Below are 25,549 nucleotides of genomic sequence, written 5' to 3'. Positions count from 1 at the left end.
CCAGACCCTTCAATAGACAGGTGGCGAAACCACCCAGATGACCACGGCCGGCTCCGCGCCAGGATTGCGCCAGCGGAACGGCTTGCCGTCGAAGCGAAAGGAGTCGCCTTCACCAAGCCGATGCCAGACGCCTGATATCTCGATGTCGAAGCTGCCGGAAGCGACATATCCGGCTTCCTCCGTCGGCCGGCGCGCCTCGGTCTTCAGTTCAGCACCCGGCGCGAAGACCGAACGCAGCATCTCGAAGCTACCGCCGAGATCGGGCGACAGAAGCTCCTCCACCAGGCCGGAATCGCTTGTACCAAGCGTGCGGCGGCTGCCGGCGCGCACGACCACGCCGCGCTCGTTCTCGACGGGCACGTCGTGGCTGAAGAACAGGCTGACCGGCACGCCGAACAATTCCGCGAAGGCTCTGAGATCGCTGAGCGATGGTATCGACAGGCCGCGCTCGACCTGACTGACCCAGCCGACGGAGCGGCCGAGCTTCAGGCCGATCTCGGCAAGCGTCAGCCCGCGCGCCCGGCGCAGCGCCCTGATATCGCCGGCCAGCAGCCGTTCGCGGTTTTCCTGGTCCGATCTGACGGCGGTTGAGGGCAAAGCCATTTCTCTTGGTGAAATCTCTCTGGTGAAAAATACCCCTTGGTGAAAAATTTGGGGCAAATTTCATGAGGGAGCAGGTTTGTGAAAAAATCAAGAGGATTTTCATGAGGCCACAAGATTTGCTTGCACCGTTTTGGCGGTTCAGGCAAAGGCTCGGCCACGAAGGCGAGTGAGGGCGCCCGGTCGAGGCTTACGATAGAGCGCCACGCGTCAAATTGGACCCGCAATGGTGTTCTCTCATTTTCTGGACGGCGCATGATCCTTTCCGGAATCGATTCCGGTTTCCGGGTCACGCGCAAAGGGACGCCCATGCTGGAAAACAGGACTACAATTACAGATGATGCGGCGATCGTGGACGAGGCGATCACGTCGCGCCGTTCGGTGCGCGCCTTCCTGCCCGACATGGTCGACGATGAAACGATCCGCGCCATTCTCTCCGTTGCCGCGCGTGCACCTTCGGGCACCAACATGCAGCCCTGGCGGGTCTACGTCACCAAGGGCGAGGTCAAGCAGCGGATCACCGATGCCATCCTCAACTCCGGCATCCGCGCCGAAAAGGCCGAGTGGGACGAGTATCGCTACTATCCCGACCAGTTCTTCGAACCCTATCTCACCCGGCGGCGGGCCAACGGCTTCGGCCTCTACAGCGTGCTCGGCATCGGCCGACGCGAAGTGGACAGGATGCGCGCGCAGCACGACCGCAACTTTGTCTTCTTCGACGCGCCGATCGGCATGATCTTCACCGTCGACCGGCGGCTGAACAAGGGATCGTGGATCGACTACGGCATGTTCCTGCAGAACATCATGGTGGCGGCACGGGGCAGAGGCCTGCACACCTGCCCGCAGGCCGCCTTTGCACCCTATCACAAGCAGATCAGGCCGGTGCTCAACATTCCCGACGAGGAGATCGTCGTCTGCGGCATGGCGCTCGGCCATGAGGACAGGTCCAAGCCCGAAAACGAGTTCCGCACTGACCGCGCGCCGCTGGAAGAGTGGGTGACGTTCGCCAAATGAGGTGGCGCCACGTGAGGTGACGATACGCCGTCTCGGTCTACTGTACCTCGTAGCCGACTTCCTCGCTGGCATGGCAGAGCGCCTTCCAGAACGAGCGCGCAAACGAGCGGAATACATAGATGTCGAACTGGTCGGCGCCGGTGCGCTGGATCTGGGCGAAGACGTCATGATGCATGGTCGAGCGGCCGGCACCGACCGGGAAGGCCGGCAGCGCGAAGTCGATGGCGAAAAATTTCGCCAGCACCCATTCGGCCTTCGGTCCGGCGATGCGGATCGCGGTGCGGCCATGCGACAGGTCGGTCACCGTGCCGATATCAGGGGTGACGACATTGGCAAAGGCCGATGCCAGGCCTTCGGCCTCATCGACGACAGTGAATTTTCCCGGCGCAAAGCCGAACACCGACTTCACGCCGTCGGTGCTGCCGGCGCCGGCGCCATCGGGCAGAGCGAGGCCGGTAACAGTGCGGATACCTGATATCAACTCCTTCTCCTGGCCCGGCCAGGCAGCGAGTTGCAGGATCGACCCCGGCCTGGTTTCGGAGAGGATGACATCGACGCCGTGTTCGAAATCGCCGTGCGAGCCGGTGCGCAGTTCCGGCTCAAGCGGTGCCGGCTCAAGCGGTGATTGGCGCTCAACCATGCATGCGGCTCCCGTCCGGATCAAAGAAGTGGTTGGAGACGATCTCGACCGGGCCGAACCGGTTGCGCAGGGGATCGGAGATATGGGCGCGTGTGCCGCGCCGCGCCTTGCCGTCCTTGACCAAAGCGAGCGCGATGTACTTGCCGAGCGCCGGCGAATAACAGCAAGCGGTGATGTGGCCGATGGAGTCGTGCGGATTGGCTTCGTCAAGCGCCTCGACGATGTGCGCGCCGCCGTTGAGCGGCTGGTTGTCCAGCGAAATCAGGCCGACGAGTTCCAGACGGCCGGGCGCGATCAGGCCCTCGCGATCCATCATCGCCGAGCCGATGAAGGGCTTCTTCTTGGACAGCATCCAGTCGAGATGCAGGTCGCGCGCCGTGGTGCGGCCGTCGATCTCGGCGCCGGTGACGTGGCCTTTTTCGATGCGCATCGTGCCCAGCGCCTCAAGCCCGTAAGTCACCAGTCCGAACGGCTTGCCGGCTTCGATCAACGCTTCCCAGACATGGGTGCCGTAGCCGGCGCCGGAGTAAACTTCGAAAGCCATTTCGCCGGAGAAGGAAAGCCGGCAGATCATCACCGGCACACCCGATATCTTGCCGTGCACGATGCCCATGAAGGGCAGTGCGGCGTTGTCGACGGCAGTGCCGGTGACGCAAGCAGCAAGAATGGCTCGCGCCTTTGGCCCGCCGATCGCCGCACCCGCCCATTCGTCGGTCACCGAGGTGACATGGACCTTCAGCTCCGGCCAGATGACGTCGAGGAAATACTCAAGATGCTGCATCACCTTGCCGGCATTGGCCGTGGTGGTGGTCATCAAGAAGTCCTGTTCGGCGAGCCGCCATGTCGTGCCGTCGTCGAAGGCGAGGCCGTCCTCGCGCAGCATCAGCCCGTAGCGGGCCTTGCCCACGGCCAGCGTCGAGAACATGTTGGTGTAGACCCGGTCGAGGAACTCCGCCGCGTCCGGACCCTGCACGGCGATCTTGCCCAGCGTCGAAACATCGACGATGCCGGCGCTCTCGCGCGTCGCCCTGGCTTCGCGCACATAGGCCTGCTCGATTGTCTCGCCTGAAAGCCCGTAGATCATCGGGCGATACCAGAGGCCGGCAGAGTACATGGTCGCGCCGTTGGCGACGTGCCAGTCATGCATCGGCGTCAGCCGCTCGGGCCTCAGGTCGCCGAACCGTTCGGCGGCCAGCGAACCGATCGACACGGCCGAAAAGGGCGGACGAAAACGGGTCGTACCGACCTCAGGAATCGGCTTGCCCAACGCTTCGGCCATGATGGCTAGGCCGGGTATGTTAGAGCTCTTGCCCTGGTCGGTCGCCATGCCGAGCGTGGTGTAACGCTTCAGATGCTCGACCGAGATGAAGCCTTCGCGACGCGCAAGCCGCACATCCTCCGCGGTCACATCGTGCTGGAAATCGACGAAGCTTTTTCCATCGGCCCTGATCTCGAACACCGGCGCCGGATCGGGATCGCCAGGTGCGGCTTCGACGACCGGCAAGGCCGCTGGCGTACCCGTTCCACCCGCCGCGGAAAGGCCGGCGGCGCGGCCTTCGGCGATTGCCTCGGCGGTGGAAAAGCTGCCGGTGAAGGCGCCCGCGCCAATCCATTGCTGTGTTGGCCACATCTGCGTCGGCTTCGGTGGCAGGAAGGCCTGCCGGGCGGCGTTCCATTCCGCCTTAGCGCCGGCCTGGCTGGCCAGATGGATGGTCGGCGACCAGCCGCCCGACATCAGCAGGCAGTCAGCTTGAATGCTGCGCGCGTCGCCGGCAAGCGCGCCGTTGGCCATGTCGAAGCGCTGCACCTTGATACCGGACAACGCCTTGCCGCCTTCGGTGGCGACCACGGCGTGACCGGCAAATGTCTTGGCCTCCGCTTCATCGGCCAACTCGCGCATCTCGCTCGAAAGCTCCGGTCGCACGTCGACGATGGCGACAATCGCCGCACCGGCCTTCTTCAGCGCCAGGGCGGAGCGATAGGCGCTGTCATGGTTGGTGAAGAGCGCGATCCTGTGGCCCGGCAGCACGCCGTACTCGTTGGCGTAGCGCTCGGCGGCATGCGCCAGCATCACGCCTGGCCGGTCGTTGCCCGGAAACACCAGCGGCCGCTCGAAGGAGCCGGTGGCCAGGACCACCGACTTGGCGCGGATGATCCAGTAGCGATGGCGCGGTTCGCCCTTGCCGGGCCTCTCCTTGTGGTCGGTAACCCGTTCGAGCGCGGCGAGCACGTTGCCGTCGTAATAGCCCCAGACCGTGGTGCGTGGCAGCAGGCGGACATTGTCATAGCCTTCGAGCGCGCCGGCGGCTCGCGCTGCCCAGTCCGCCCCGGGCATTCCGTCGATCGTCTCGCCCGACCAGTTGGCCGAGCCGCCAAAACGCGGTTCGAGTTCGCTGAGGATGACACGCGCGCCCTGATCGGCGGCTGCCCTGGCGGCCATCAGTCCGGCCGGACCGGAACCGACCACCAGCACATCGCAGAAGGCGTTCATGCGCTCGTAACGCGCCGTGTCGGCAGCGGTCCCGGCGCGGCCGAGACCGGCGGCGCGACGGATGAAATGCTCGCAGAACATCCAGAAACGCGTGCTCTTCAGCGGGCCGATCGCGGGTCCCATGAAGGTCTTGTAGTAGAAGCCGGCGGACAGAAGCCTGCCGCCGAGCTGGTTGGCGGCGCTGACATCCCAGGCCAGCGATGGAAAGCGGTTCTGGCTGACAGCGGTCAGCCCGTCATAGATCTCGACCATGGTCGCGGCGATGTTGGGCTCGCGAACCTCGTCCCGCAACACCGTCACCAGGGCGTTCGGCTCCTCGACGCCTGATGTCAGCACGCCGCGCGGGCGGTGATATTTGAACGAGCGCCCGAACAGGGTGACACCGTTGGCCAGCAGCGCTGAGGCAAGCGTGTCGCCGGCATGGCCGGTGTAGGGCGCGCCGTCGAAGGTGAACCGGATGGTTCGCAGCCGGTCGATCCGACCACCGGAATCGGTGCGGCGCGGGCTCATGACTTGCCCTCCGTCTTGTGCCGCGCAACGGATTTGTGGTCGCCGCGCGCGAAGGCGACGCTGGAGATCTCGTGTGTCAGCGTGTTGCGAACGACCCTGAGATGGGCGCGGCAGCCGCCGGAATGCTGCCAGATCTCGTTGTGGTCACCCGCCGGATTCAACCGGTCGTAGACATAGGCGTTCCAGGCATCGAGGTCCTGCGAGGCAGATTGAGGGCGCTCACGGTTGCCGTCACCCTGATAGGTGAACTCGATGACGTCGCGCGGGCCGCAATAGGGACAGGTAATAAGCATGGAAATTCCTAATGCAGCCGCGGCGTCGCGCCCTGGCCCTTGTCGTCGATCACCAGGCCGCGATGGAAGCGATCGAGCGTGAAGGGCGCATTGATGTCGTGCGGTTCATCCTTGGCGATGGTCCAGGCAAAGCACCAGCCGGAGGCCGGCGTCGCCTTGAAGCCGCCGTAGCACCAGCCGCAGTTGAGATACATGCCCGGAAGCGGGCCGATGGTGATGATCGGCGAGCCGTCCATCGACATGTCGCAGACGCCGCCCCAGGAGCGCAGCATGCGAACGCGGGCGAGACCCGGAAACAGCGCCAGCATCTCGCTCATCACCTCGTCGACAACAGGCAAACTGCCGCGCTGGGCGTAGCTGTTGTAGCCGTCGAGGTCGCCGCCATAGACAAGGCCGCCCTTGTCCGACTGCGACATGTAGAAATGGCCCATGCCGAAAGTCAGGACCGTGTTGATGAACGGCTTCAGCGATTCCGTCACGAAGGCCTGCAGCACATGGCTCTCGATCGGCATCGTATCGATGCCGGCGAGCCGCATGACTTGCCCGGTGCTGCCGGCCACCGCGACCGCCACCTTCCTGGCGCGGATCTCTCCCCGCGACGTCGAGACGCCTGATATGCGGTCGCCGTCGCGCAGGAAGCCGGTGACCTCGCAATTCTCGATAATGTCGACGCCGCGACGGTCGGCGCCGCGCGCATAGCCCCAGGCGACGGCATCGTGGCGGGCGGTGCCGGCGCGCCGCTGCATCAGGCCGCCGACGATAGGGAAGCGCGCCGTGGCGGAGACGTCCAGCGCCGGCACCAGGCGTGCGATCTCGGCCGTGGTCATCAGTTCGGCGTCGACGCCGAGATGGCGCATGGCGTTGCCGCGGCGGGCAAAATCGTCGAGCTGGGCGGGTGTGTGCGCCAGGTTCAGGCAGCCGCGCTGCGAGAACATGACGTTGTAGTTGAGGTCGTGCGAGAGGTTCTCCCACAGCTTCATCGAATGTTCGTAGAAGCGGGTGTTGGCAGGCAGCAGGTAGTTGGAGCGGACGGCCGTCGTGTTGCGGCCGACATTGCCGGAGCCGAGCCACCCCTTCTCCAGCACCGCGACATTGGTGATGCCGTGCTCCTTGGCCAGATAATAGGCGGTCGACAGGCCATGGCCGCCGCCGCCGATGACGATCACGTCATAGGACGCCTTCGGGTCCGGCTTGCGCCAGGCCGGTTTCCAGTCCTTGTTGCCGGTCAGCGCGTTTTTGAGAAGCGAGAAGGCCGAATATTCCGCCATTCTTTTTGTTATCCGTTCTGGCTTTTTGTCATCCGTTTTGGGCGATGCGGCACACTATAGAGCAGGCCGCTGCCGCAAAGCCAATATTGCGCCATCGCTTTTCGACTGGCCGACGCCCGAGATCGACGAGCAGAGCGGGACGGCTTGCTCCCTGGTATGAGCGTCTTTATCAAGGACGAGCTTTAGAACGCCTTGCCGCCTGTGAGTCGCCAAACGATCATGCTTTTCCGACTGCTCCGCTTCGTTCTGGTCCTGGCGATCGTTGCCTCGGCGCCGCTGTCGCTTGATGCGGTGGCGCAGGAGCTTGACCAGGCCTCCGGGGTGGTCGCCGACCAGCAGAAAATCCTGCAGGACCTGACGACGAGGACCGACAATCTCGAAAAGAAAATCCAGGAGGACGGTGACGACGACGCCAGCCTTGTCGATATCCGCCTGCAGCTCGAGGAAATGTCGCGAGGTGCACTGAACAGCGCGCTTGCCTTCCGCCCGCGCCTTTCGGAGATCAACGCAAGGCTCGATCAGCTTGGGGCGCCGCCGGCTGCGGGCCAGCCGCCCGAACCCGACATCGTGACCAGCGAACGCCAGGCGCTGGCGTCCGAAAAGGCCGAGATCAATGCTGTCATCGCCGCGGCGCAAAACCTGTCGATCCGCATCAGCGGCCTCATCGCCAAGATCGCCAATATGCGCAGCGAGCTGTTTCGCAATCTGCTCACCAAGCGCTACGTGCTGTCCGACGCCCTGAGCCCCGAGGTCATTTCCGATGCCAACGGTGAATTTACCGGCTTCTACAAGGCGGTGTCATCGTGGCTGACCTTCGCCTTCAAGTTCAAGTTCCAGGCCGTGCTGGCCGCGACCTTGACGGCACTTTCCCTGGCGGCGGTACTTTTTGTCGGTGGGCGGCGCCTGTTCGGGCGTGTCTTCGAAGCTGATCCTTCCGTCGAAGATCCGTCCTATCTCAGCCGGCTGTCGGTGGCGTTCTGGTCGACATTGCTGCCGACGCTGGCTGTTGGCGTCTTCCTGGTCTCGACGGTGTTCTTTTTCAACTACTACAACGTGCTGCGAGGCGACATTGGCGTTTTCCTGAATGCGCTGGTTGGGGTCATCGCGGTGGTGTTCTGCGTCAACCGGCTGACCAATGCGGCGCTGGAACCGCGGCTGCCGAACTGGCGGCTGATACCCGTTGAATCGGGTCCGGCCCGCTGGCTGGTGCGGCTGACGACCGCCATGGCGGTGGTGATCGGCGTCAACAATTTCCTGTCGGTCGTCAACGACAAGATGGGCTCGCCACTGTCGCTGACCATCGCCAGAAGTTTTGTCGCCACCATTATCGTCGGCGTCATCCTGATCCTGATGGGGCTGCTGAAACCGTTCAAGGCCGCCGACGGAAGCTGGCGTCCCTGGCCGGCGTGGCTGCGCTACACGGCCGTCGCGCTCGGCCTTTTCACCATCGCCACGGCGCTGCTCGGCTATATCGGCCTCGCCATCTTCGTCTCGCGGCAGGTCGTGGTCACCGGAACCATTCTGGTCACTGCCTATATCGGCTTCCTGTCGGCGCGGGCGATCAGCGAGGAAGGCGGCTTTGCCAACACGTCGATCGGGCGCTGGCTATCGACCAATTCCAGCTATGAGGAGTCCGCGCTCGACCAGCTCGGTCTGGTCGTCAGCGTCGCCATCAACCTGATGATCGTGCTGGTGTTCCTGCCGCTGATCCTGTTGATGTGGGGCTTCCAGCCCGGCGACATCCAGGCCTGGGGCTATAAACTGGCGACGGGCCTCACCATCGGCTCGGTGACGATCTCGGTGACCGGCATCCTGACCGGCATCATTGTCTTCATTATCGGCTATTTCCTGACGCGCTGGTTCCAGGGCTGGCTCGACGGCTCGGTGATGGCGCGCGGCAAAGTCGATACCGGCGTGCGAAACTCGATCCGGCTGGCGGTCGGCTATGCCGGCGTGGCGCTCGCAGCACTCGTCGGCGTCTCGGCGGCGGGGATCGATCTCTCCAATCTGGCGCTTGTCGCGGGCGCCCTGTCGCTCGGTATCGGCTTTGGCCTGCAAAATGTCGTCTCCAACTTCGTCTCCGGTCTGATCCTTTTGGCCGAGCGGCCGTTCAAGGTCGGCGACTGGATCGTCGCCGGTGAGATCAGCGGCACGGTCAAGAAGATCAGCGTGCGCGCTACCGAGATCGAGACGTTCCAGCGGCAGTCGGTGATCCTGCCCAATTCAAACCTGATCAACAATGCCGTCGGCAACTGGACGCACCGCAACAAACTCGGGCGCATCGACATCAAGGTCGGCGTCGCCTACGGCAGCGACGTCAAGCAGGCCCATGCTGTCCTGTTGGAGATTGCGCGCGGCCATCCGCTGGTGCTGAAAAATCCGGAGCCCTTCGTGCTGTTCACCAATTTCGGGCCGGCCGCTCTCGAGTTCGAAATCCGTGTGTTCCTGGCCGACGTGATGAACGGCAACATCGTGCAGAACGACATCCGGTTTGCCGTCCTCGATGAGTTCGCCGACCAGCATATCGAAATTCCATCGGCGCCGCGCGCCGTCGTCGAGACCAAGAAGCATGAGGCGTGGCCGATCGATGACGATCAGATCGAGGCCGAATTCGCCGAGCAGGAACGCGCGGCGGCTGAAGCTGTGGCCGAGACGAAACGCCTGGCTAGATCCGGGCGCAAGGTCCGCAAGCCGGACCCCGATTAGGGTATATTGATATTCAGGTGATGCCGCCCTGCGAACGGCGGTTTCCTGCGCTTCCGCTACTCACGGACCCAAATGTCCGCTCCGTTCCGGTTCTCGGAGCCCACCAGTCTGGTCGCTTCGCGCCCGTCTTCGACTCCGGCTCGGCCTGACCTAAATCTCAACATGCCCTCAAGTCAGGCTTTCGACACAGCGAAACCAATTGCGGCATGAATGCGGCATTCAGTTGCCGTTCAGCTGGCATCTCATATAAGCTCACATGCAAAGGGCGAGAATGCCTTGCGAAATGCAACAGAGGCGGTGGAAACACCGATACTGCAAATGTGGAAGTCTCTCGTCGCCGCCATCGCTTTTCTTGCCGTGGGCGGTTCAGCCTTCGCCGCCAGCGCGACCAACAAGGACGCCGAGACCCGCACACTCGTCGTGACCGAAGGCGGTGGCAAGACGGAGCTGGCGCTGGCCGCCGGCGAAACCGCGGAATTCTGCCCGACCGGCTGTTTCGTTACCATGCCGAATGGCGACCTCGAGGCGCTGACCGGTTCGGAAACGATCGAAATCTCAGGCGGCGTCGCCCGTATCAAGTAACCGCGTCAAAAAACATTGACGACTTGTTTTTCGAAGGCCGGGCAAATGCCCGGCCTTTTATCGCTTCGGATCATCGAAGCTTAACGATGAAGGGGGAAATACCGTCACGCAAACCAGGCCAGGCTGGGCGTTTTAACGTTCGCTGCGCTGTTGCCCGCTATATCGGGCCGAAGACGCTGAAGTACCGGCGCGGGTTTTGGCAGGGCAACGGAAAATGGACGCGCGGTCGGACAGGAACGCAATCCCGCTTGCGGTCGATCTCGACGGCACGCTGATCGCGACCGACCTGTTGTGGGAAGGGCTGTTCATCCTTCTCAAGAAGAATCCGCTCTATATTTTCCTCGTGCCGTTCTGGCTTACCGGCGGGCCGGCGCGGTTGAAGCAGGCCATCGCTCGGCGCATCGACATCGATCCTGCGTCGCTGCCTTACCGCGAGGCGCTGCTTCAGCGCCTTCGCACCGAACATGGCGAGGGCCGTCAGATCGTGCTGGCGACCGGCACGCCGCGCAAATTCGCCGAGGCGATCGCCGCACATCTCGGGATATTCGATCGCGTCCTGGCGACCGACGGCCCCCACAACATGACTTCAGGCAGAAAGCGCGCTTCGCTTGTCGCCGCCTATGGCGATGGCGGCTTCGACTATGCCGGCAACAGCCGGCACGACCTTAGGGTATTCGACGCCGCGCGCACGGCAATCGTCGTCGCGCCCGACCGCCATGCCGCGCGCTGGCAGGCCGCGCACAGTGCCGAAATGATGCCGGCGCCGAAGCCGACATTCAGGACCGTCGTCAAGATGCTGCGCGTTCATCAGTGGCTGAAGAACTCGCTGATCGCGGTGCCGATGGTGCTGTCGCACGAATACTTCAACACCGACATGATCTGGGAGTGCCTGCTGGCATTCGTCTCGTTCAGCGCAGTGGCTTCCGCCATCTACATCCTCAATGATTTCTTCGATCTCGCGCTCGATCGCAAACACCTGACCAAGCGCAACCGGCCATTCGCCAGTGGCGCGCTGTCGATCCCGTTCGGCCTCGGTTCAATGATGGTGCTGCTTGCAATAGGCGTTGGTGCAGGGCTTCTGCTGCCGATCGAATTCCTCGGCGTGCTCGGCGGCTACATGGTCATCACCACCGCCTATTCGCTGTCGTTCAAGCGCATGCTTCTGATCGACGTGCTGACATTGGCCGGTCTCTACACGATCCGCGTTCTGGCAGGCGCCGCGGCGACCGGCGTCGACGTCTCGTTCTGGCTGCTGGCCTTCTCGATCTTCTTTTTCCTGTCGCTGGCGCTGGTGAAGCGTTTTGTCGAACTGCGCACGACCGCTATTCCAGCCGGCGAGCGCATTGCCGGTCGCGGCTACCGCACCGAAGACCAGGAGATCGTCGCCCAGGCGGGCATGGCCTCGGCCTTTTCCTCGGCGCTGGTGCTGGCGCTCTATATGGACAGCGGTGCGGTGCGCGAACTTTATCCGCATCCTTGGCTGGTCTGGCCGCTGGCGCCGATCGTGCTGTACCTGACCATGCGCGTCTGGATTCTCGCTCGCCGCGACGAGATGCATGACGATCCGGTCGTCTTCATCATCCGCGACTGGCGCAGCCAGATCGTCGTGCTCATCGGCGCCGTGTTTCTGGTCGCCGGAGGCTGGTAGGGATGGCGGGGGAACGGTTCCAGAGCTTCGGTCTTGCCACGCCACCGGCACTCGATGTGATCCCGGCGGATGACGCTGTTGCGCTGCTGAAGAGCGGCAAGGCGACAAGAAGCGCCTTGCTCGCCTACGGCAACGGCGGCTCCTACGGCGATTCCTGCCAGAACGAGGCCGGCATGGTCGTCGATATGCGACCGCTGAACCGCATCCGCGCCTTCAACGCCGAGACCGGCGTGATCGAGGCCGAGGCCGGGGTGCTTCTGTCCGATATCATCGCCCATGCAGCGCCATACGGCTTCTTTCCGGCAGTCGTTCCGGGCACGCAGTTCGTCACGCTCGGCGGCGCCATCGCCAATGACGTTCACGGCAAGAACCATCACCGGCGCGGCACCTTTGGCTGCCATGTCGAATCCTTCACGCTGCTCAGATCGGATGGACGGCCCCATTACTGCTCCGCCACCGACAATGCACGCCTGTTTGCGGCGACGATCGGCGGCATGGGGCTGACCGGACTGATCCTGTCGACATCGATCCGGCTGATGCGGGTGCCATCCCTCGACATCGTCGAGACGGCGACGCCGTTCCGCGACCTTGGCGAATTCTTCGAGCTTGCCGAAGCGGCCGACCAGGCCAACGAATACGTCGTCGCCTGGATCGACCAGCTTGCCGGTGGCCACCGCCGTGGGCGCGGGCTGCTGTTTACCGGCAATCACGCCGAGCATGGCTCCCATGCGGCCTTGCGTGCCGGCGGCAATCTTTCGGTGCCGTTCCAGCCGCCGTTCAACGTGCTCAACCGGCCGTTCCTGACTGCCTTCAACGCCGCCTACCGGTGGAAGAAAGGCCGGTCCACGGCGCCGCGCCAGGTCGGCTACCAGGGCTTTTTCTTTCCGCTCGACGGAGTCGGCAACTGGAACCGGCTCTACGGGCCGAACGGGCTTTTCCAGCACCAGAGCGTGCTGCCGGAAGACGTCGCGCGCCGAGCGGTGCCGGCGCTGCTTGCGGCAGCAAAACGGGCGGGGCAGGGCTCGTTCCTGACGGTCCTGAAGCGCTTCGGCGGGGTCCGTTCGCCGGCACTGCTGTCGTTCCCGCGACCGGGTTTCACGCTGACGCTGGATTTTCCCAACCGTGGCCGGGCGACGCTGGCGCTGCTGAAGGAGCTTGACCGCATCACGGTCGAGGCCGGCGGCGCGGTCAATCCTTACAAGGACGCCCGCATGGGCGCCGACATTTTCGCCGCGTCCTTTCCGGAATGGCAGCGCCTCGAAGGCATTCGCGATCCCGCCTTCATGTCGAGCTTCTGGGCGCGAACGGCGAAAAAGCTCGATGTGCGGCGCGAAACCGCCGAAGCCGCAGAATAGATAAAATTCGAATAGTTCGTGGTTAACGGATCGACAAGGCTAAGGTTTCTTCAAGGCTTTCTGTGCTTCACGAAATGTTTGCAGGTTTTTAATAGAACAGGGAAGGGTTGATGGAAAAGACATGAAATACATCGTCTTCATTCTGTTCACGGTTATGACCAATGCCGCTGCGCAGCTCATGCTGAAGCAGGGCATGATGTCGCTCGGCCCGATTTCCTTCGAGGGCACCAATCCGTTGCTGAAGCTGTTGCAGATTGTTTTCAGCCCGTGGGTTTTCCTCGGCCTGTGCACCTTCGTCATCTCGATGGCGTCGCACCTCTATGTGCTGTCCAAGGTCGAGCTCAGTTTCGCATTCCCGTTCCTCAGCCTCGCCTATGTCGCCGTTGCGATCTTCGCCTATTTCGTCTTCCGTGAGGACCTCAATGGCTGGCGTATCGCCGGCATCGCTTTCATCTGCGTCGGCACGGTGCTGATCGCCCAAAGTGGCCGGGATTTGGGCGGCCGGGGACACGAGGACGAGACGGCTGGCCTTTCCCCCGACAAGATTCACACCAGCGGGATCGTTCGATGAGACATGTAATCTTCGGCGGCGACGGTTTCGTCGGCCGCCATCTAGCCCCGAAATTGCTCGCCGACGGCGAGGAGGTGGTCGTCGCCGACATCGCCAAGAGCGACCTGCCGCATTACCGCTCGGTCCGATACGTCAGGTGCGACGTCACAGATCCGGCCTCGGTCGCTTCAGTCGGGTTGAAGGCCGACGACATGGTCTACAACCTATCGGCGAAAATGCTGTCGCCGATCCAGGTGCGTGCCAAGCGCCACGCGTTCTTCTTCCCGGTGAATTTCCACGGCGCCGAGCACATCATACAGGCGATGGATAGAGCCGGCGCGCCCAAGCTCGTCCATTACACCACCGACATGATCTACGGCCACACGGTCACACAACCGATGACCGAGGAGCACCCGGTCGCGCCGCTCGGCGAATATGGCTGGTCGAAGCAGAAGACCGAGGAACTGGCCGCCGAATGGCGCAAGCGCGGCATGTCGATCTCGCTGTTTCGGCCGCGCCTGATCATCGGCCCCGGCCGCCTCGGCATCCTCGAAAAACTGTTCAAGCTGATCGACTGGAACCTTCCGGTGCCGATGATCGGCTCGGGCAAGAACCCCTATCAGTTCATCTCGGTGTTCGACTGCGCCGAGGCGGCGCGCGCCGCCTGGAAGGCTGGAGTGCCTGATGAGGCCTATAATCTCGGCTCGCTCAACCCGCCGCCGGTCAGAAAACTGCTCGGCGACCTGATCAGGCATGCCGGGTCGAAGTCGATCCTGATCCCGACACCGGGCTGGGCGGTCAAGCGCACGCTCGACCTGCTCGACCTCTTGAACATGCCGATCATGGATCCGGAACAGTATCTGATCGCCGACGAGGATTGCGTGCTCGACGTGTCCAAGGCCGAACGCCAGCTCGGCTGGGTGCCGCAGTATCGCGACGAGGACATGCTGATCGCCGCCTATAGCGAATACCGCGCCAAGAAAGACGCCCATGCCGTCGCCGCAAAACATGTGCCCGCCGAGTGAAGGGCAGCAGGAGACTCTTTGACATGACCGTCATGACCAAGCCAGCCCACACGACTGTGCGCGCCACGGTCAGCGCGCCGGCGCTTTCGCCCGCCACCACCGCCAAGCCCGATCTGATCAGCGTCGAGCAGGCCAAGGCGATGGACGTCGCGCGCATGACCGACCTGTTCAAGGCGCATCTCAACCCCGGCCAGCTGCATTTCATGAAGCTGCTCGGCTTCCACAAGATCAAGATCGAGCGCGCCGAAGGCATGTTCTACATCGATCAGAACGGGCGCAAGATCCTGGATTTCTTCGGCGGCTTCGGCTCGCTGGCCTTCGGTCACAATCATCCGCGCCTTCTCGAAGCGCGCAAAAAGTTCCAGGACGAGAAGCGGCAGGAGATCGCCATCGCCTTCATGTCGCAATATGCGGCTGCGCTGGCGCACAATCTCGCCAAATGCTCGCCCGGCGATCTCGACATGGTGTTTCTGGGCTCGTCCGGCTCGGAAGCCATGGAGGCGGCGGTGAAGCTCGCCGAGCGCGCCGCGGGCCCGAAGCGGCCGAAGGTCGTCTATGCCGAGAATTCCTTCCACGGCAAGACCAAGGGCGTGCTGGCGATCACCGACGGCTCGCTCTACCGCGCCGATTTCAAGGTGGCCGACAATGTCGTGCGCATTCCGTTCGCCGACATCGAAGCGGTCGAGCGCACCTTCCGCTCGGACCCGGAGATCGGCGTCATTGTGCTCGAAACCATCCAGGGCGGTGGCGGCATCATTCAGGCGCCTGCCGAGTATTGGCAGAAGCTGCGCGCACTCTGCGACCAGTACGGTGTGCTGTGGGTCGCCGACGAGGTGCAGTGCGGCTATGGACGCTCCGGCCGCTTCTATGCCTTCGAGCATTACGGCGTCGTTCCTGATGTGACGGCGTTGGCAAAATCGCTCGGCGGCGGCAAGGCGGCGGTCGGCGCGATGATCGCCAGGCGCGAGGTCTACATGAAGGCCTATGGCACGCCGAAGACGGCGATGATCCACGCCATGGCCACCTTCGGCGGCATGGGCGAGGCCTGCGTCACCTCGATCGAGGCGCTCAACGTGCTTTACGACGAGGGGCTGATCGACAACGCCGCCGTGACCGGCGACTATCTCCTGCAACGCCTGCAGGCGTTGAGGGAGAAATACCCGAAGATCATCAAGGACGTCCGCGGCAAAGGCTTGATGGTCGGGCTGGAATTCCACGACTTTTCGCAGACCCTGCCGATGGTGCTGCGGCCTGTGGTCAGCGTGCTTGACGAGAAGCTGAAGGGATCCCTGTCCGGCTTCGTCGGTGCGCTGCTGCTGCGCGACTACGACGTGCTCGTCGCCTTCACCGAATACAACCGCAACGTCATCCGTCTCGAACCGCCGCTGATCTGCCAGCGCGAACATGTCGACCGCTTTATCGAGGCGCTCGACAGCCTGTTGTCGCGCGGCATCGTGTCGATCGTGAAGGATTTCGTCAAAAGCCAGGTCCGCTAGCCAGGTCTGCTGAGCGAAACCATGCTGACCAAATCTCCCGTTCCGACAAACCTGCTCGACCGGCTCACCGAGGCCGGTCTGGCATGGGGAGAGGGCACCTATGCGCGTCTTGCCGCACCGATCGGCGCGGCGGCCTTCGCGCTCTACATCCTTCTGACCGCGGTGATGGCATGGTTCATGCCCGACGCCAATTGGGATATGCTGCCCTATCTCGCGATCGCCGAGGAGGGCACCTATCCCGATGTGCAGGCGCTGCACGACTATGCCTATGGCACGGTTAGGGACGGTGTGTCGGCGAGCGACTACAAGGCACTGATCGATGATGGCGGCGGTTTCCGCAGTCATATGGCCGGCAACGCCGCCGACTTCCATTCGCTGCTCGGCATGTACCGGATCAAGTTCCTCTACGCCGAGATCCTCTCGGCGATGAGTTCTGTGATGTCGCCGGTCGAGGCGATGCGCGCGGTCTCGGTGTTGTCAGTGCTGCTGTTCGGTGCGATCGCGCTGCTCTGGCTGCGGTCCGAAGGTGCGCTGGCGCTGGCGCCGGTCGCCGGCGCGGTGCTGATGATGGCCGAATTCGGCGACGCGGCGCGGGCCGCGACGCCGGATCTGCTGTGCTCGGCGCTGTTCCTCTGCGGACTTTTTGCGTATGTGCGCGGTCGCGAGGTGGCGGCGGCGATCCTGCTCTTTCTCGCCTTCATGGCGCGGCCCGACAGCATTGTCTTCCTCGCCATCTTCGCCGTGCTGCTGGTCGGCTACCGGCAGAAGGCGTGGGGCGCGCAGGCCGGCTTTGCCGCTTCCTTGGTCGCCTATTTCGCCATCTCGCACTGGGCGCAGCATCCCGGCTGGTGGCCGCATCTGTGGTTCTCCAGCATCGAGCAGCACTACAATATGGGCGGCTTCGATCCGCCGTTCTCGGCTGCCGCCTATCTCCGGGCTTTTGCCGCCTCCCTGGTCCGCGCCGTCAGCCTGAACAACTGGGTCGGAATCTCGGTGCTGGCGCTGGCGGGGTGGTATGCAGCCGGTCGCGCCGGCTTCAAGCTCGACCGCCGCGCCGGCATCCTGTTTGCGGCGCTGGTGCTCGGGGTGCTGGCCAAGTTCGCCGTCTTCCCGATCCACGACACCCGCATCTATTTTCCCAATCTGATCCCGCCGTTCCTGCTGCTCGCCGGCCCCTTCATGGCGCTGTGGGCGAGCATCAAAGGGCGTCGCGCCGCAGTGTTGCACGTTGTTCCGGAAGATAAACCATGAGTTCCGTCTCCAGCCTGGCGCGCATCATTTTCCCTTGAAGCAGCCGATCTCAAACCAGTTTCTGCGCATGATCCCAGCGAAAATCGGTTCCGATTTTTCGGGTCATGCGCCGGGGTCGCGCCGCACCTGCAGCGTGTCGCAAACAGGCGGTAGCGCGATGGCCGTCGCCTGCATATTGTGCGCCGATCAAGCGGGCGCGGCCGCCCGCAGCAGCACTTTTGGAGTCGCGGGCAATGGCAGGGTTTCCGAAAAAGGCGAAGGTCGTCATCGTCGGGCTGGGCGGCATTGTCGGTGCATCGGTCGCCCACCACCTGATCGAGCGCGGATGGGACGACATCGTCGGCATCGACAAATCGGGCATCCCGACCGATATCGGATCGACGGCGCACGCCTCCGACTTCTGCTACACGACCAGCCATGATTTCCTGTCCTGCTGGACGACGCTCTACTCCATCGAGTTCTACGAAAAGATGGGCCATTACGCCCGCATCGGCGGCCTTGAGGTCGCCCGCGTTGGCGACGACGCCCGCATGGAGGAGATCAAGCGCAAGATCGCCTCGGCTAAGGCTTTCGGCACGCGTGCCCGCCTGATCGAACCGGCCGAGATCAAGCAGAAGTTCCCGCTGATCGAAGAAGAGATGGTGCAGGGCGGCCTCTGGGATCCCGATGCCGGTCTCGTCATCCCGCGCTCGCAAACGGTCGCCGGTAAGCTGGTCGACCAGGCGGAAGCCTCCGGCAAACTCAAATCCTTCGCCAACACGCCGGCCAGGTCGCTTGTCGTCGAGAACGGTCGCATCAAGGGCGTGGTGACCGATCGCGGCACCATCGAAGCCGACTATGTGATTGTTTGCGCGGGTATCTGGGGCCGGTTGATCGCGGAAATGGTGGGCGAGGACCTGCCGGTCATGCCGATCGATCATCCGCTCACCTTCTTCGGGCCGTATACCGAGTTCGCCGGCACCGGCAAGGAGATCGGCTGGCCGCTGCTGCGCGACCAGGGCAACTCGGCTTACATGCGCGACACTGGCGATCCCAAGACCGCCGAAGGCGGGCAGATCGAGTGGGGCTATTACGAAGAGACCAATCCGCGCCTTTGCCATCCGCGCGACCTTCTGGAGAAGGACCAGGCCCGTCTTTCGCCCTCGCAGCGCGACCTCGACATGGAACAGATCCTCGCCCCGCTCGAGCGGGCCATGGAACTGACGCCGATCCTGGGCGAACTGGGCTACAATGAGAGCCATTCCTTCAATGGGCTTCTGCAGGTGACGGCAGACGGCGGCCCCTCCATGGGCGAGAGCCAGAAGGTGCGGGGCCTCTGGTATGCCGTCGCGATCTGGGTCAAGGACGGCCCCGGCATGGGCAAGCTCATCGCCGACTGGATGACGGACGGCCGGACGTCGATCGACCACCACGCCATCGACTATTCGCGCTTCTATCCGCACCAGACGCAAGAGCAGTTCATCTGGGACCGCTGCACCGAAACGGCGATGAAGGTCTACAATCCGGCGGTCCATCCGCGCGAGCCCTTCTCCAAGGCCCGCGACGTGCGCCGCTCGCCTTTCTGGGAGCGCGAGAAGGAACTCGGCGGCTATTTCATGGAGCTCGGCGGCTGGGAGCGCGCCCATGGCTATGCCGCCAACGAGCACCTGCTCGAGAAATACGGCAACCGGGTGCCGGTGCGTGAAAACGAGTGGGACAACCGCCATTTCTGGCGCGTCTCCAATGCCGAGCATCTCGCCATGAGCGAGGATTGCGGCATCGTCAATCTATCGCATTTCGCGATGTACGATGTGGAAGGCCCGGATCATGTCGCGCTGATGGAATGGCTGTGCGCGGCCAAGATCGGCGGCGACGGCAATATCGGCAAAGGCATCTACACCCATTTCCTCGACGATCACGGCATGGTGCGCGCCGACCTGACGGTCATCCGCATGGCCGACCGCTGCAGGGTCATCGACGGCGCAGATGCCGGCCCGCGCGACTTCCAGTACATGCGGCGGACGGCAGAAGACAAAGGGTTCGACGTCACCATCACCGATGTGACCGAGAAGTACGTGACCGTCGGCATCTGGGGCCCAAACGCCCGGGCAACATTGAGCAAGGTCGTGGAAGACCCGGATGGCCTGACGCCAGAGAACTTTGCCTTTGCGGCAATCAAGCCTGTCAGGATCGCCGGAAAGGACGTGACCGCTTTCCGCATCTCCTATGTCGGCGAGCAGGGCTGGGAACTGCATATGCGATACGAAGACGGCCCAGCCGTATGGGACGCGTTGCGTTCGACCGGCGTGATGGCTTTTGGCGTCGAGACCTATGCCAACAGCCGCCGCATGGAGAAGAGCCTGCGCCTGCAGAATGCCGACCTTCTGACCGAGTACAATCTGCTGGAGGCCGATCTTGCCCGCCCGAAGGTCAAGGAGGCTGATTTCAGCGGCAAGGCAAAGCATCTGGAATATCGCGCCCGCGCGCATCAGCCGGCCATGCTTTGCACGCTTGTCATGACGGATAATGTCGATTCCAAGGGCGTTGCCCGTTATCCCGTCGGCACGATGCCGGTGATGGACCCGCAAACGGGTGAGACGCTGGTCGACGAACTCGGCCGCCGGTCTTTCACGACCTCGATCGCCTACGGCCCGACCATCGGCAAGAACATTGCGCTCGCCTATCTGCCCTGGGCGTATTGCCAGGAGGGCCGCAAGCTGACTGTCGAATATTTCGGCGAGACATACCCGGTCGAAGTGGCCGCCGTCGGCTACAGGCCGCTCTACGATCCGGAGAACCTCAATCCACGCAGCTAAGCGTTGATTGTCTACCGGTCCTCCCGCAGGAGGGTAAGGGGCGGGTTCGCAAAAACGTGAACGCAAAGACTTAGCCCGGCGCCGGGCTTTTCGCTTTGTGACACGACGATTCTCGCTTACCTTACGGCATGTCTGCTTTTCCCCACGCAAGACATCTCCTCTCTGCCGCCGCGCTGGCGCTGGTGCCTTGGCTGACGCCGGAATCCCGCGCCGCCGAGCCTGTCGACATCGAGCTGGTCCTTGCCGTCGACGTTTCGCTTTCGATGTCGCCGGCCGAACTCGAAATCCAGCGTCGCGGCTATGTCGCGGCGCTGACGCACGACACGGTGCTGCAGGCCATCGCCGATGGCGCCTACGGCAAGATTGCCGTCACCTACGTCGAATGGGCCGGCACGACCTGGCAGCATGTGATCGTGCCGTGGACGGTAATCGCCAATCGTGCTGACGCCGAGCGGGTGGTCGAACAGCTCTCCGCCCATGCGCCCAACAGCGCCCGGCGCACCTCGATTTCCGGTGCCTTGCAATTCGGCAGCGATCTCTTCGCCGAAAGCGGCTTTCAGGGCGTCAAGCGCGTCATCGACATTTCAGGCGATGGCCCCAACAATCAAGGTGCTCCCGTCGACGTCACCCGTGACGAACTGGTCAAGCAAGGCATCACCATCAACGGCCTGCCGCTGATGACCCGGAGCGGCTTCACCAGCGTCTACGACGTCAATTATCTCGACCGCTACTACACCGACTGCGTCATCGGTGGGCCCGGCGCGTTCATGATCCCGGTCAATGAGTGGACGCAGTTTCCTGAAGCGATCCGCCGCAAGCTGGTGCTCGAGCTTGCCGGGCCTGCGTCACCGCAATGGGCGGCGGACGAAGCGGCGCATCCGCCGGTGGTGCTGGCGCAAGACAAGCCGGCCACCGACTGTCAGGTCGGCGAGAAAATGTGGCGCGACCGAAGCTGGATGTTCGACAGCCGCTAGAGCTGGCGAGCATTCCCCGCCGGCGGCCACACATTCAAGATGTTGCTTGTTTACGCGACCAGCAATTGCTTGCGGTCGACGCGCTCCTGCTGCGGCGAGCGCGCATAGAGCTCGCGGTAGCATTTGGAGAAATGCGAAGCGGAGACGAAGCCGCAAGCGACCGCCACTTCGACCACCGGCATCGATGATTGGATCAGCAAGTGCCGGGCCCGGTCGAGGCGGATTTCCAGATAGTAGCGGGCAGGGGACCTGCCCATCTCGGTGCGGAACAGGCGCTCGATCTGACGGCGCGACAGGTCGACGTGATCGGCGATCTCGATCAGCGACAGCGGCTCGGACAGGTTTGCTTCCATCAATTCGATGATGGTCAGCACCTTCGAGTTCTGTACGCCAAGGCGTGCGCGCAGCGGCAGGCGCTGGCGATCGGTCGGGCTGCGTACGCGGTCAGTCAAAACCTGCTCGCAGACCCGGTTGACGAGGTTGTCGTCGAAATCGTCGCCGATCAGCTTCAGCATCATGTCGAGCGCCGCGGTGCCGCCGGCGCAGGTGTAGATGTTCTGGTCGATCTCGAAGAGATCGGCAAAGACATTGGCCTTCGGGAACGCCTCGGAAAAGCCCGGCAGGTTTTCCCAATGAATGGCGCAGCGCTTGTTGGACAACAGGCCGGCGGCAGCCAGTATATGCGCGCCAGTGCACAGGCCGCCGATGGCGACGCCGCGGTTGTATTCCTCGCGCAGCCAGGCGAAGGCCGATCTGTTCTGGTAGCGCTCGACATTGATGCCGCTGCAGACGACCGCCATGTTCGGCCGTTCGGGGCCGGACATCTTCTTGCGTTCGTCCTCCAGCGAGGTGTTGACGGCGCATTCGACGCCGTTAGAGGCGCGCACCGGCTTGCCGTCGATGCTGGCGAGCCGCCAGCGGTAGGCCTCGTAGCCGAGCATCCGGTTGGCCGAGCGCAACGGATCGAGCGCCGTTGCAAAGGCGATCATGGTGAAATCGGGGACCAGGAAGAAGACAAACGATCGCCTGATCGGATGATTTACGACGTTCACAGGGTAACCCTCACGCTGCAATGGCGCGAACAGGATGTCGCGATCAGCATAGCGACATCAGGAAAAACCTTTCCTGTCAATTGGCTAGGCAGCAAAGGATAGACTTTATTTGCGACATGGGTCGCAAATGGGCAATCGTTATGCGGTGACCGACTCAACATTGCTGCCGGATTGAGCATATGCCGCATGTGGTCGGCGCATGACAAAACGCGCCGCCTCGGCAAACCGAAGCGGCGCTGTGATCAACTTCGAAGCAGCAGCAGGGAGCGCCGCTTGCGAACTTGTCAGATCAGGCGACGAAGCCGAGGCGGGCGGCGGCCATGGCGCCGGTTTGGCCCGGCATGGTGTTGGCAAGGCGCTGGCGCTCGAGCGCGGTCGTCAGGTTCATTTCACGGCGGGCAAAAAGGCGGGCAAAAAGCTTCATGATCATCTCCATTCGGTTGCTCAGACGGGTCGCCTTCGCTTGATGGAGTGGGGCAGCTCGTTGGCTGGCGCTGATATAGGCTTACGTAAGGGGAAACTAAATCGCAAAAGCGAAGCACTTGATATGAAAAGCGACACGGAATGCGACAAATTTTGGCAACTGCCAGGATTTGTGATCACTTACAAGGCGTTAGCTCGAAATGTGGGCTGCTATGCAGCCTGCTCATATGCGCCATGCAGCGGTGACATGGCTCTAAAAAACATTTGATTTACAAATAAAAAGGCCTGCCGGACATGATCTGCGCGGCAGGCCTTCAGCTTTGAATACACACGATCTATTTTGCTCCACCAGCCCAGGATCCAACGCCATAGCGAGTACCGGTCTTGGTGTCGGCGGCTTCGGGCCAGCCGATATCCTTCTGCAGTTCGATCGGCAGAGAGCGGATGGCGCGTTCGGTCTGGTAGCGGGCGCGAGCCGCGCTGAATTCGGTCGCGATGCGGCCGATGGATGACAGGATGGACATTTTCATTCTCCTTTACGTTGAGCCGGGAGGTCGCTCCGCATACGAAGCGCTACTTCAGGTTTGTTTCAGCTTCATTTCGTGTCGATTGCAGATCCGTGTCGTGAGCGTTTCAAGGCCGCTTTCGATACGTCTGCCTTCGATGGAGTTGACTATCCTCCAAAAGTGATGTTCAATCAAACGAAATGGAATGATAGTTTGCATCAGAAAAATTGAAGGTCGATCCCGATGAACGCCCCACTCAATCATCCGTTGCCGCTGCTCGATCTCGACGTCTTGCGCACCTTCGTGGCTATCGCCGAGACCGGCAGTTTCACCACCGCGGCCAATGCCGTCTTCCGCACGCCGTCGGCTGTTTCCATGCAGATCAAAAAGCTGGAGGACATTCTCGGTCGCTCGGTATTCGCGCGCGACGCGCGCTCGGTGACGCTGACCACGGATGGCGAGATGCTGCTCGGCTACGCCCGCCGGCTGTTGTCGATCAACCGCGAGGTGGTATCGAAGTTCATCATCCCCGATATCGTCGGGGTGGTGCGGCTCGGCTCACCGGATGATTATGGCGAGCGCGTGCTGCCGCATGTGCTGAAGCGTTTTGCGCAGTCGCATCCTTCGATCGCCGTCGACGTGACCATCGACCAGAGCAGCAATCTGCGCCGGCGCATGGACGACCGGGCACTCGACATCACGCTTCTCACCAATTCCTACAAGACCAGCGCGCTCGGCGCCGAAGTGCTGCTCACCGAACCGATCGTCTGGGCCGGCGCCAAGGGCGGCTGCGCGCATCTGCGCGAGCCGCTGCCGGTGTCATTGTGGGAAGAGGGTTGCGCCTGGCGGGCCGGGGCGCTCGAGGCGCTTGGCCGCGAGGGCCGCAACTATCGCGTCGCCTATATGAGCGCGCATACGGCCGGCCAGCGCGCCGCAATCATGTCCGACCTCGCGGTGGCGCCGCTGCCGAAATCTTTCCTCGGCAGCGACATGGTCGAGCTTTGCCCGAAGGACGGCATGCCCGATATCGGCACCTACAATCTGGCCATGGTCGTGGCGCCGGACGCCAGCGCGCCGGTGAAGGCGGTCGCCGACCACATCCGTGCGACCTTCGAAGTGTTCAGGGAAACCGGGAAATTTTGATTCAGGACCTCAACGGCGTAGCCATGTTGTGAGCGGTGACGCCGCGATCTGTCCTTTGCAGCGCCAATTCGCCGGCTTTGGCGTGATAGCTTTCGGTGTCGCCGGTCAAGAACGTCACGATGCTGTCCCGCGCGCGCCGCGCTTCTGGCATGTCGATCAGCGGCCAGACATGGAACATGCCTTGCTCGAAGACGACCTCTATCTCGACACCGGCGGCACGGGCCTTTTGCGCGAAGATCAGATTGTCGGGGGTTAGCATATCGCGCGAACCGGTCAGAAGCAGCGTTTTCGGCAACACCGAGAGGTCGCCGTAAAGCGGGCTGATGCGCCAGTCGCTGGAATTTATGCCGGCACTGTAGAGCCGGACCGCCTCCAGCCCGCCCGGAATTCCCAGCCATGGATCGTAGCGTTCCGCCTCGAACACTTCGGGGTTGGCGAGCGACAAGTCGAGGCCGGGCGAAATCAGCACATGGCGCGACGGCAAGGGCAGGGCGGCTTTCGCGGCCATCATGGTCAGCACCACGGCCATGTTGCCGCCGGCGGAATCGCCCATGAAGACGATGTCTTGTGCATCCGTTTCGTCGAGCATCTGGCGGTAGACCTTGCCGACCATGCCGAACATGGCGTGGAAATCGTGTTCGGGAGCTATGGGATAGATCGGTACGGTGATGCTGAAGCCCAGCCGGTCGGCCATATCGGCGATCAGTCCCCAGTGATAGGACGTGATTTGAAAGACATAGGCGCCGCCATGCAGGTAGAGGACACGCTTTCGCTCGCCGGTCTTTGGCGCGATCTCGTAGACGGGAAAGCCGTCCACGCTGCGCGTCGCGATCTCGAAACGCGACTGCAGCGATGCGGGCGGCTGATGGTTCTCCGTCTTGCGCGCGTAGGCAATCCAGCGCTGCAGGTTTTGCGGGCTGGAGAAGGCTTTCTTGCGGCTATACCTGAGCACGAAGGAAATGACGTGGCTTTTGATACTGGGCATGCGGACACACGGACTTCGGCTGAGCCGACTAAGAGAACCCCTCGCTATCGAAGATCGTGCCTTCGCCCAGAATGTCAAGATTTGCGCTGAGACAACACGGCGGTGTGATCTGGCTGGCAATCAAGGCCGGCATCGGGGCGTGGCTCGCCATAACGGTCAGCGCCGGGGCAGCAGTGCAGCGCGCAGCCAACGGTCGCTTGCTGCCGGAGCCGCATGACGGCGCTTGGCCGGCAGCTTGCATT

Annotated in this window: 21 protein-coding genes; 13 read left to right on the top strand and 8 right to left on the bottom strand. The window is 62.8% G+C overall.

All coding sequences use genetic code 11. From position 1 onward, the window contains the following. Positions 1 to 9: 9 nt before the first annotated feature. A complete protein-coding gene (locus tag CIT26_RS22575) occupies positions 10 to 603 on the bottom strand; it encodes a helix-turn-helix domain-containing protein (RefSeq protein WP_095494603.1) in 594 nt (197 codons plus the stop codon). 306 nt (positions 604 to 909) lie between these two features. Here CIT26_RS22575 and CIT26_RS22570 point away from each other — a divergent pair, with 306 nt between their 5' ends. Further along, a complete protein-coding gene (locus CIT26_RS22570) occupies positions 910 to 1,614 on the top strand; it encodes a nitroreductase (protein ID WP_095494796.1) in 705 nt (234 codons plus the stop codon). 37 nt (positions 1,615 to 1,651) lie between these two features. Here the strand turns inward: CIT26_RS22570 and CIT26_RS22565 are convergent, their stop codons facing one another. Genes CIT26_RS22565 through CIT26_RS22550 form a run of 4 tightly spaced genes read right to left on the bottom strand, consistent with a single transcriptional unit; the run spans position 1,652 to position 6,816 of the window. Continuing rightward, entirely contained in the window at positions 1,652 to 2,254 is a 603-nt protein-coding gene (locus CIT26_RS22565) for a sarcosine oxidase subunit gamma (protein WP_095494602.1), read from the bottom strand. Further along, positions 2,247 to 5,255 (bottom strand): sarcosine oxidase subunit alpha, encoded by a 3,009-nt coding sequence (locus CIT26_RS22560; protein WP_095494601.1) that lies wholly within the window; start codon positions 5,253 to 5,255, stop codon positions 2,247 to 2,249. The genes CIT26_RS22565 and CIT26_RS22560 overlap by 8 nt, the downstream gene beginning before the upstream one ends. Next, complete coding sequence (locus CIT26_RS22555) at positions 5,252 to 5,548, bottom strand: sarcosine oxidase subunit delta (RefSeq protein ID WP_095494600.1); 297 nt, start codon at positions 5,546 to 5,548, stop codon at positions 5,252 to 5,254. Before CIT26_RS22555 ends, CIT26_RS22560 begins: the two co-directional genes overlap by 4 nt. An 8-nt stretch (positions 5,549 to 5,556) precedes the next feature. Further along, a complete protein-coding gene (locus tag CIT26_RS22550; protein ID WP_095494599.1) occupies positions 5,557 to 6,816 on the bottom strand; it encodes a sarcosine oxidase subunit beta in 1,260 nt (419 codons plus the stop codon). 219 nt (positions 6,817 to 7,035) lie between these two features. Here CIT26_RS22550 and CIT26_RS22545 point away from each other — a divergent pair, with 219 nt between their 5' ends. From CIT26_RS22545 to CIT26_RS22500, 10 genes are all read left to right on the top strand, one after another. After that, positions 7,036 to 9,522, top strand: a complete 2,487-nt coding sequence (locus CIT26_RS22545; protein WP_095494598.1) for a mechanosensitive ion channel family protein — start codon at positions 7,036 to 7,038, stop codon at positions 9,520 to 9,522. Between the two features lie 318 nt (positions 9,523 to 9,840). Further along, positions 9,841 to 10,104 (top strand): hypothetical protein, encoded by a 264-nt coding sequence (locus CIT26_RS22540; RefSeq protein ID WP_023798910.1) that lies wholly within the window; start codon positions 9,841 to 9,843, stop codon positions 10,102 to 10,104. Between the two features lie 214 nt (positions 10,105 to 10,318). Further along, positions 10,319 to 11,752 (top strand): UbiA family prenyltransferase, encoded by a 1,434-nt coding sequence (locus CIT26_RS22535; RefSeq protein ID WP_095494597.1) that lies wholly within the window; start codon positions 10,319 to 10,321, stop codon positions 11,750 to 11,752. Positions 11,753 to 11,754: 2 nt separating this feature from the next. Beyond that, positions 11,755 to 13,107: an FAD-binding oxidoreductase gene (locus CIT26_RS22530; RefSeq protein WP_095494596.1), complete on the top strand. Its 1,353-nt coding sequence runs from the start codon at positions 11,755 to 11,757 to the stop codon at positions 13,105 to 13,107. A 121-nt stretch (positions 13,108 to 13,228) separates the two neighbouring features. After that, the gene (locus CIT26_RS22525) at positions 13,229 to 13,678 is read left to right on the top strand and encodes an EamA family transporter (RefSeq protein ID WP_095494595.1); all 450 of its coding nucleotides are present in this window, start codon (positions 13,229 to 13,231) and stop codon (positions 13,676 to 13,678) included. Continuing rightward, positions 13,675 to 14,682, top strand: a complete 1,008-nt coding sequence (locus CIT26_RS22520) for an NAD-dependent epimerase/dehydratase family protein (protein WP_095494594.1) — start codon at positions 13,675 to 13,677, stop codon at positions 14,680 to 14,682. The genes CIT26_RS22525 and CIT26_RS22520 overlap by 4 nt, the downstream gene beginning before the upstream one ends. A 32-nt stretch (positions 14,683 to 14,714) precedes the next feature. Beyond that, entirely contained in the window at positions 14,715 to 16,178 is a 1,464-nt protein-coding gene (locus tag CIT26_RS22515; RefSeq protein ID WP_425350374.1) for an aspartate aminotransferase family protein, read from the top strand. A gap of 21 nt (positions 16,179 to 16,199) precedes the next feature. Beyond that, positions 16,200 to 17,429: a hypothetical protein gene (locus CIT26_RS22510; protein ID WP_095494592.1), complete on the top strand. Its 1,230-nt coding sequence runs from the start codon at positions 16,200 to 16,202 to the stop codon at positions 17,427 to 17,429. Positions 17,430 to 17,662: 233 nt separating this feature from the next. Then, positions 17,663 to 20,224 carry a GcvT family protein gene (locus tag CIT26_RS22505; protein WP_095494591.1) on the top strand — a complete coding sequence of 854 codons (2,562 nt, stop codon included), beginning with the start codon at positions 17,663 to 17,665 and terminating at the stop codon, positions 20,222 to 20,224. A 128-nt stretch (positions 20,225 to 20,352) separates the two neighbouring features. Beyond that, positions 20,353 to 21,198 carry a DUF1194 domain-containing protein gene (locus tag CIT26_RS22500; RefSeq protein WP_095494590.1) on the top strand — a complete coding sequence of 282 codons (846 nt, stop codon included), beginning with the start codon at positions 20,353 to 20,355 and terminating at the stop codon, positions 21,196 to 21,198. A gap of 50 nt (positions 21,199 to 21,248) precedes the next feature. Here CIT26_RS22500 and CIT26_RS22495 read toward each other — a convergent pair whose 3' ends face one another. Further along, on the bottom strand, positions 21,249 to 22,250 hold the full coding sequence (locus tag CIT26_RS22495; protein ID WP_029351952.1) for a GlxA family transcriptional regulator: 1,002 nt from the start codon (positions 22,248 to 22,250) through the stop codon (positions 21,249 to 21,251). Positions 22,251 to 22,449: 199 nt separating this feature from the next. Here CIT26_RS22495 and CIT26_RS36765 point away from each other — a divergent pair, with 199 nt between their 5' ends. Next, positions 22,450 to 22,941, top strand: coding sequence for a hypothetical protein (locus CIT26_RS36765; protein ID WP_167391499.1), 492 nt, complete (start codon positions 22,450 to 22,452; stop codon positions 22,939 to 22,941). 67 nt (positions 22,942 to 23,008) lie between these two features. Here the strand turns inward: CIT26_RS36765 and CIT26_RS22485 are convergent, their stop codons facing one another. Beyond that, positions 23,009 to 23,197, bottom strand: a complete 189-nt coding sequence (locus CIT26_RS22485) for a hypothetical protein (RefSeq protein ID WP_029351950.1) — start codon at positions 23,195 to 23,197, stop codon at positions 23,009 to 23,011. A 225-nt stretch (positions 23,198 to 23,422) separates the two neighbouring features. Between CIT26_RS22485 and CIT26_RS22480 the strand changes: the two genes are divergently transcribed. Beyond that, complete coding sequence (locus tag CIT26_RS22480) at positions 23,423 to 24,322, top strand: LysR substrate-binding domain-containing protein (RefSeq protein ID WP_029351948.1); 900 nt, start codon at positions 23,423 to 23,425, stop codon at positions 24,320 to 24,322. Between the two features lies 1 nt (position 24,323). Here the strand turns inward: CIT26_RS22480 and CIT26_RS22475 are convergent, their stop codons facing one another. Beyond that, the gene (locus CIT26_RS22475; protein ID WP_095494589.1) at positions 24,324 to 25,307 is read right to left on the bottom strand and encodes an alpha/beta hydrolase; all 984 of its coding nucleotides are present in this window, start codon (positions 25,305 to 25,307) and stop codon (positions 24,324 to 24,326) included. Positions 25,308 to 25,549: the final 242 nt, after the last annotated feature.

Origin of the sequence: Mesorhizobium temperatum (assembly GCF_002284575.1) — a bacterium.
GTDB lineage: Bacteria > Pseudomonadota > Alphaproteobacteria > Rhizobiales > Rhizobiaceae > Mesorhizobium > Mesorhizobium temperatum.
The sequence above is the reverse complement of the archived record's forward strand: the minus strand, read 5'-3'. Positions and strand labels throughout refer to the sequence as shown.

Excerpts from the sequence above, each read along its gene's own strand:
- CIT26_RS22575 (WP_095494603.1), bottom strand. The coding sequence starts at position 603 with ATGGCTTTGCCCTCAACCGCCGTCAGATCGGACCAGGAAAACCGCGAA.
- CIT26_RS22570 (WP_095494796.1), top strand. The coding sequence starts at position 910 with ATGCTGGAAAACAGGACTACAATTACAGATGATGCGGCGATCGTGGAC.
- CIT26_RS22565 (WP_095494602.1), bottom strand. The coding sequence starts at position 2,254 with ATGGTTGAGCGCCAATCACCGCTTGAGCCGGCACCGCTTGAGCCGGAA.
- CIT26_RS22560 (WP_095494601.1), bottom strand. The coding sequence starts at position 5,255 with ATGAGCCCGCGCCGCACCGATTCCGGTGGTCGGATCGACCGGCTGCGA.
- CIT26_RS22555 (WP_095494600.1), bottom strand. The coding sequence starts at position 5,548 with ATGCTTATTACCTGTCCCTATTGCGGCCCGCGCGACGTCATCGAGTTC.
- CIT26_RS22550 (WP_095494599.1), bottom strand. The coding sequence starts at position 6,816 with ATGGCGGAATATTCGGCCTTCTCGCTTCTCAAAAACGCGCTGACCGGC.
- CIT26_RS22545 (WP_095494598.1), top strand. The coding sequence starts at position 7,036 with ATGCTTTTCCGACTGCTCCGCTTCGTTCTGGTCCTGGCGATCGTTGCC.
- CIT26_RS22540 (WP_023798910.1), top strand. The coding sequence starts at position 9,841 with ATGTGGAAGTCTCTCGTCGCCGCCATCGCTTTTCTTGCCGTGGGCGGT.
- CIT26_RS22535 (WP_095494597.1), top strand. The coding sequence starts at position 10,319 with ATGGACGCGCGGTCGGACAGGAACGCAATCCCGCTTGCGGTCGATCTC.
- CIT26_RS22530 (WP_095494596.1), top strand. The coding sequence starts at position 11,755 with ATGGCGGGGGAACGGTTCCAGAGCTTCGGTCTTGCCACGCCACCGGCA.
- CIT26_RS22525 (WP_095494595.1), top strand. The coding sequence starts at position 13,229 with ATGAAATACATCGTCTTCATTCTGTTCACGGTTATGACCAATGCCGCT.
- CIT26_RS22520 (WP_095494594.1), top strand. The coding sequence starts at position 13,675 with ATGAGACATGTAATCTTCGGCGGCGACGGTTTCGTCGGCCGCCATCTA.
- CIT26_RS22515 (WP_425350374.1), top strand. The coding sequence starts at position 14,715 with ATGACCAAGCCAGCCCACACGACTGTGCGCGCCACGGTCAGCGCGCCG.
- CIT26_RS22510 (WP_095494592.1), top strand. The coding sequence starts at position 16,200 with ATGCTGACCAAATCTCCCGTTCCGACAAACCTGCTCGACCGGCTCACC.
- CIT26_RS22505 (WP_095494591.1), top strand. The coding sequence starts at position 17,663 with ATGGCAGGGTTTCCGAAAAAGGCGAAGGTCGTCATCGTCGGGCTGGGC.
- CIT26_RS22500 (WP_095494590.1), top strand. The coding sequence starts at position 20,353 with ATGTCTGCTTTTCCCCACGCAAGACATCTCCTCTCTGCCGCCGCGCTG.
- CIT26_RS36765 (WP_167391499.1), top strand. The coding sequence starts at position 22,450 with ATGACAAAACGCGCCGCCTCGGCAAACCGAAGCGGCGCTGTGATCAAC.
- CIT26_RS22485 (WP_029351950.1), bottom strand. The coding sequence starts at position 23,197 with ATGTCCATCCTGTCATCCATCGGCCGCATCGCGACCGAATTCAGCGCG.
- CIT26_RS22480 (WP_029351948.1), top strand. The coding sequence starts at position 23,423 with ATGAACGCCCCACTCAATCATCCGTTGCCGCTGCTCGATCTCGACGTC.
- CIT26_RS22475 (WP_095494589.1), bottom strand. The coding sequence starts at position 25,307 with ATGCCCAGTATCAAAAGCCACGTCATTTCCTTCGTGCTCAGGTATAGC.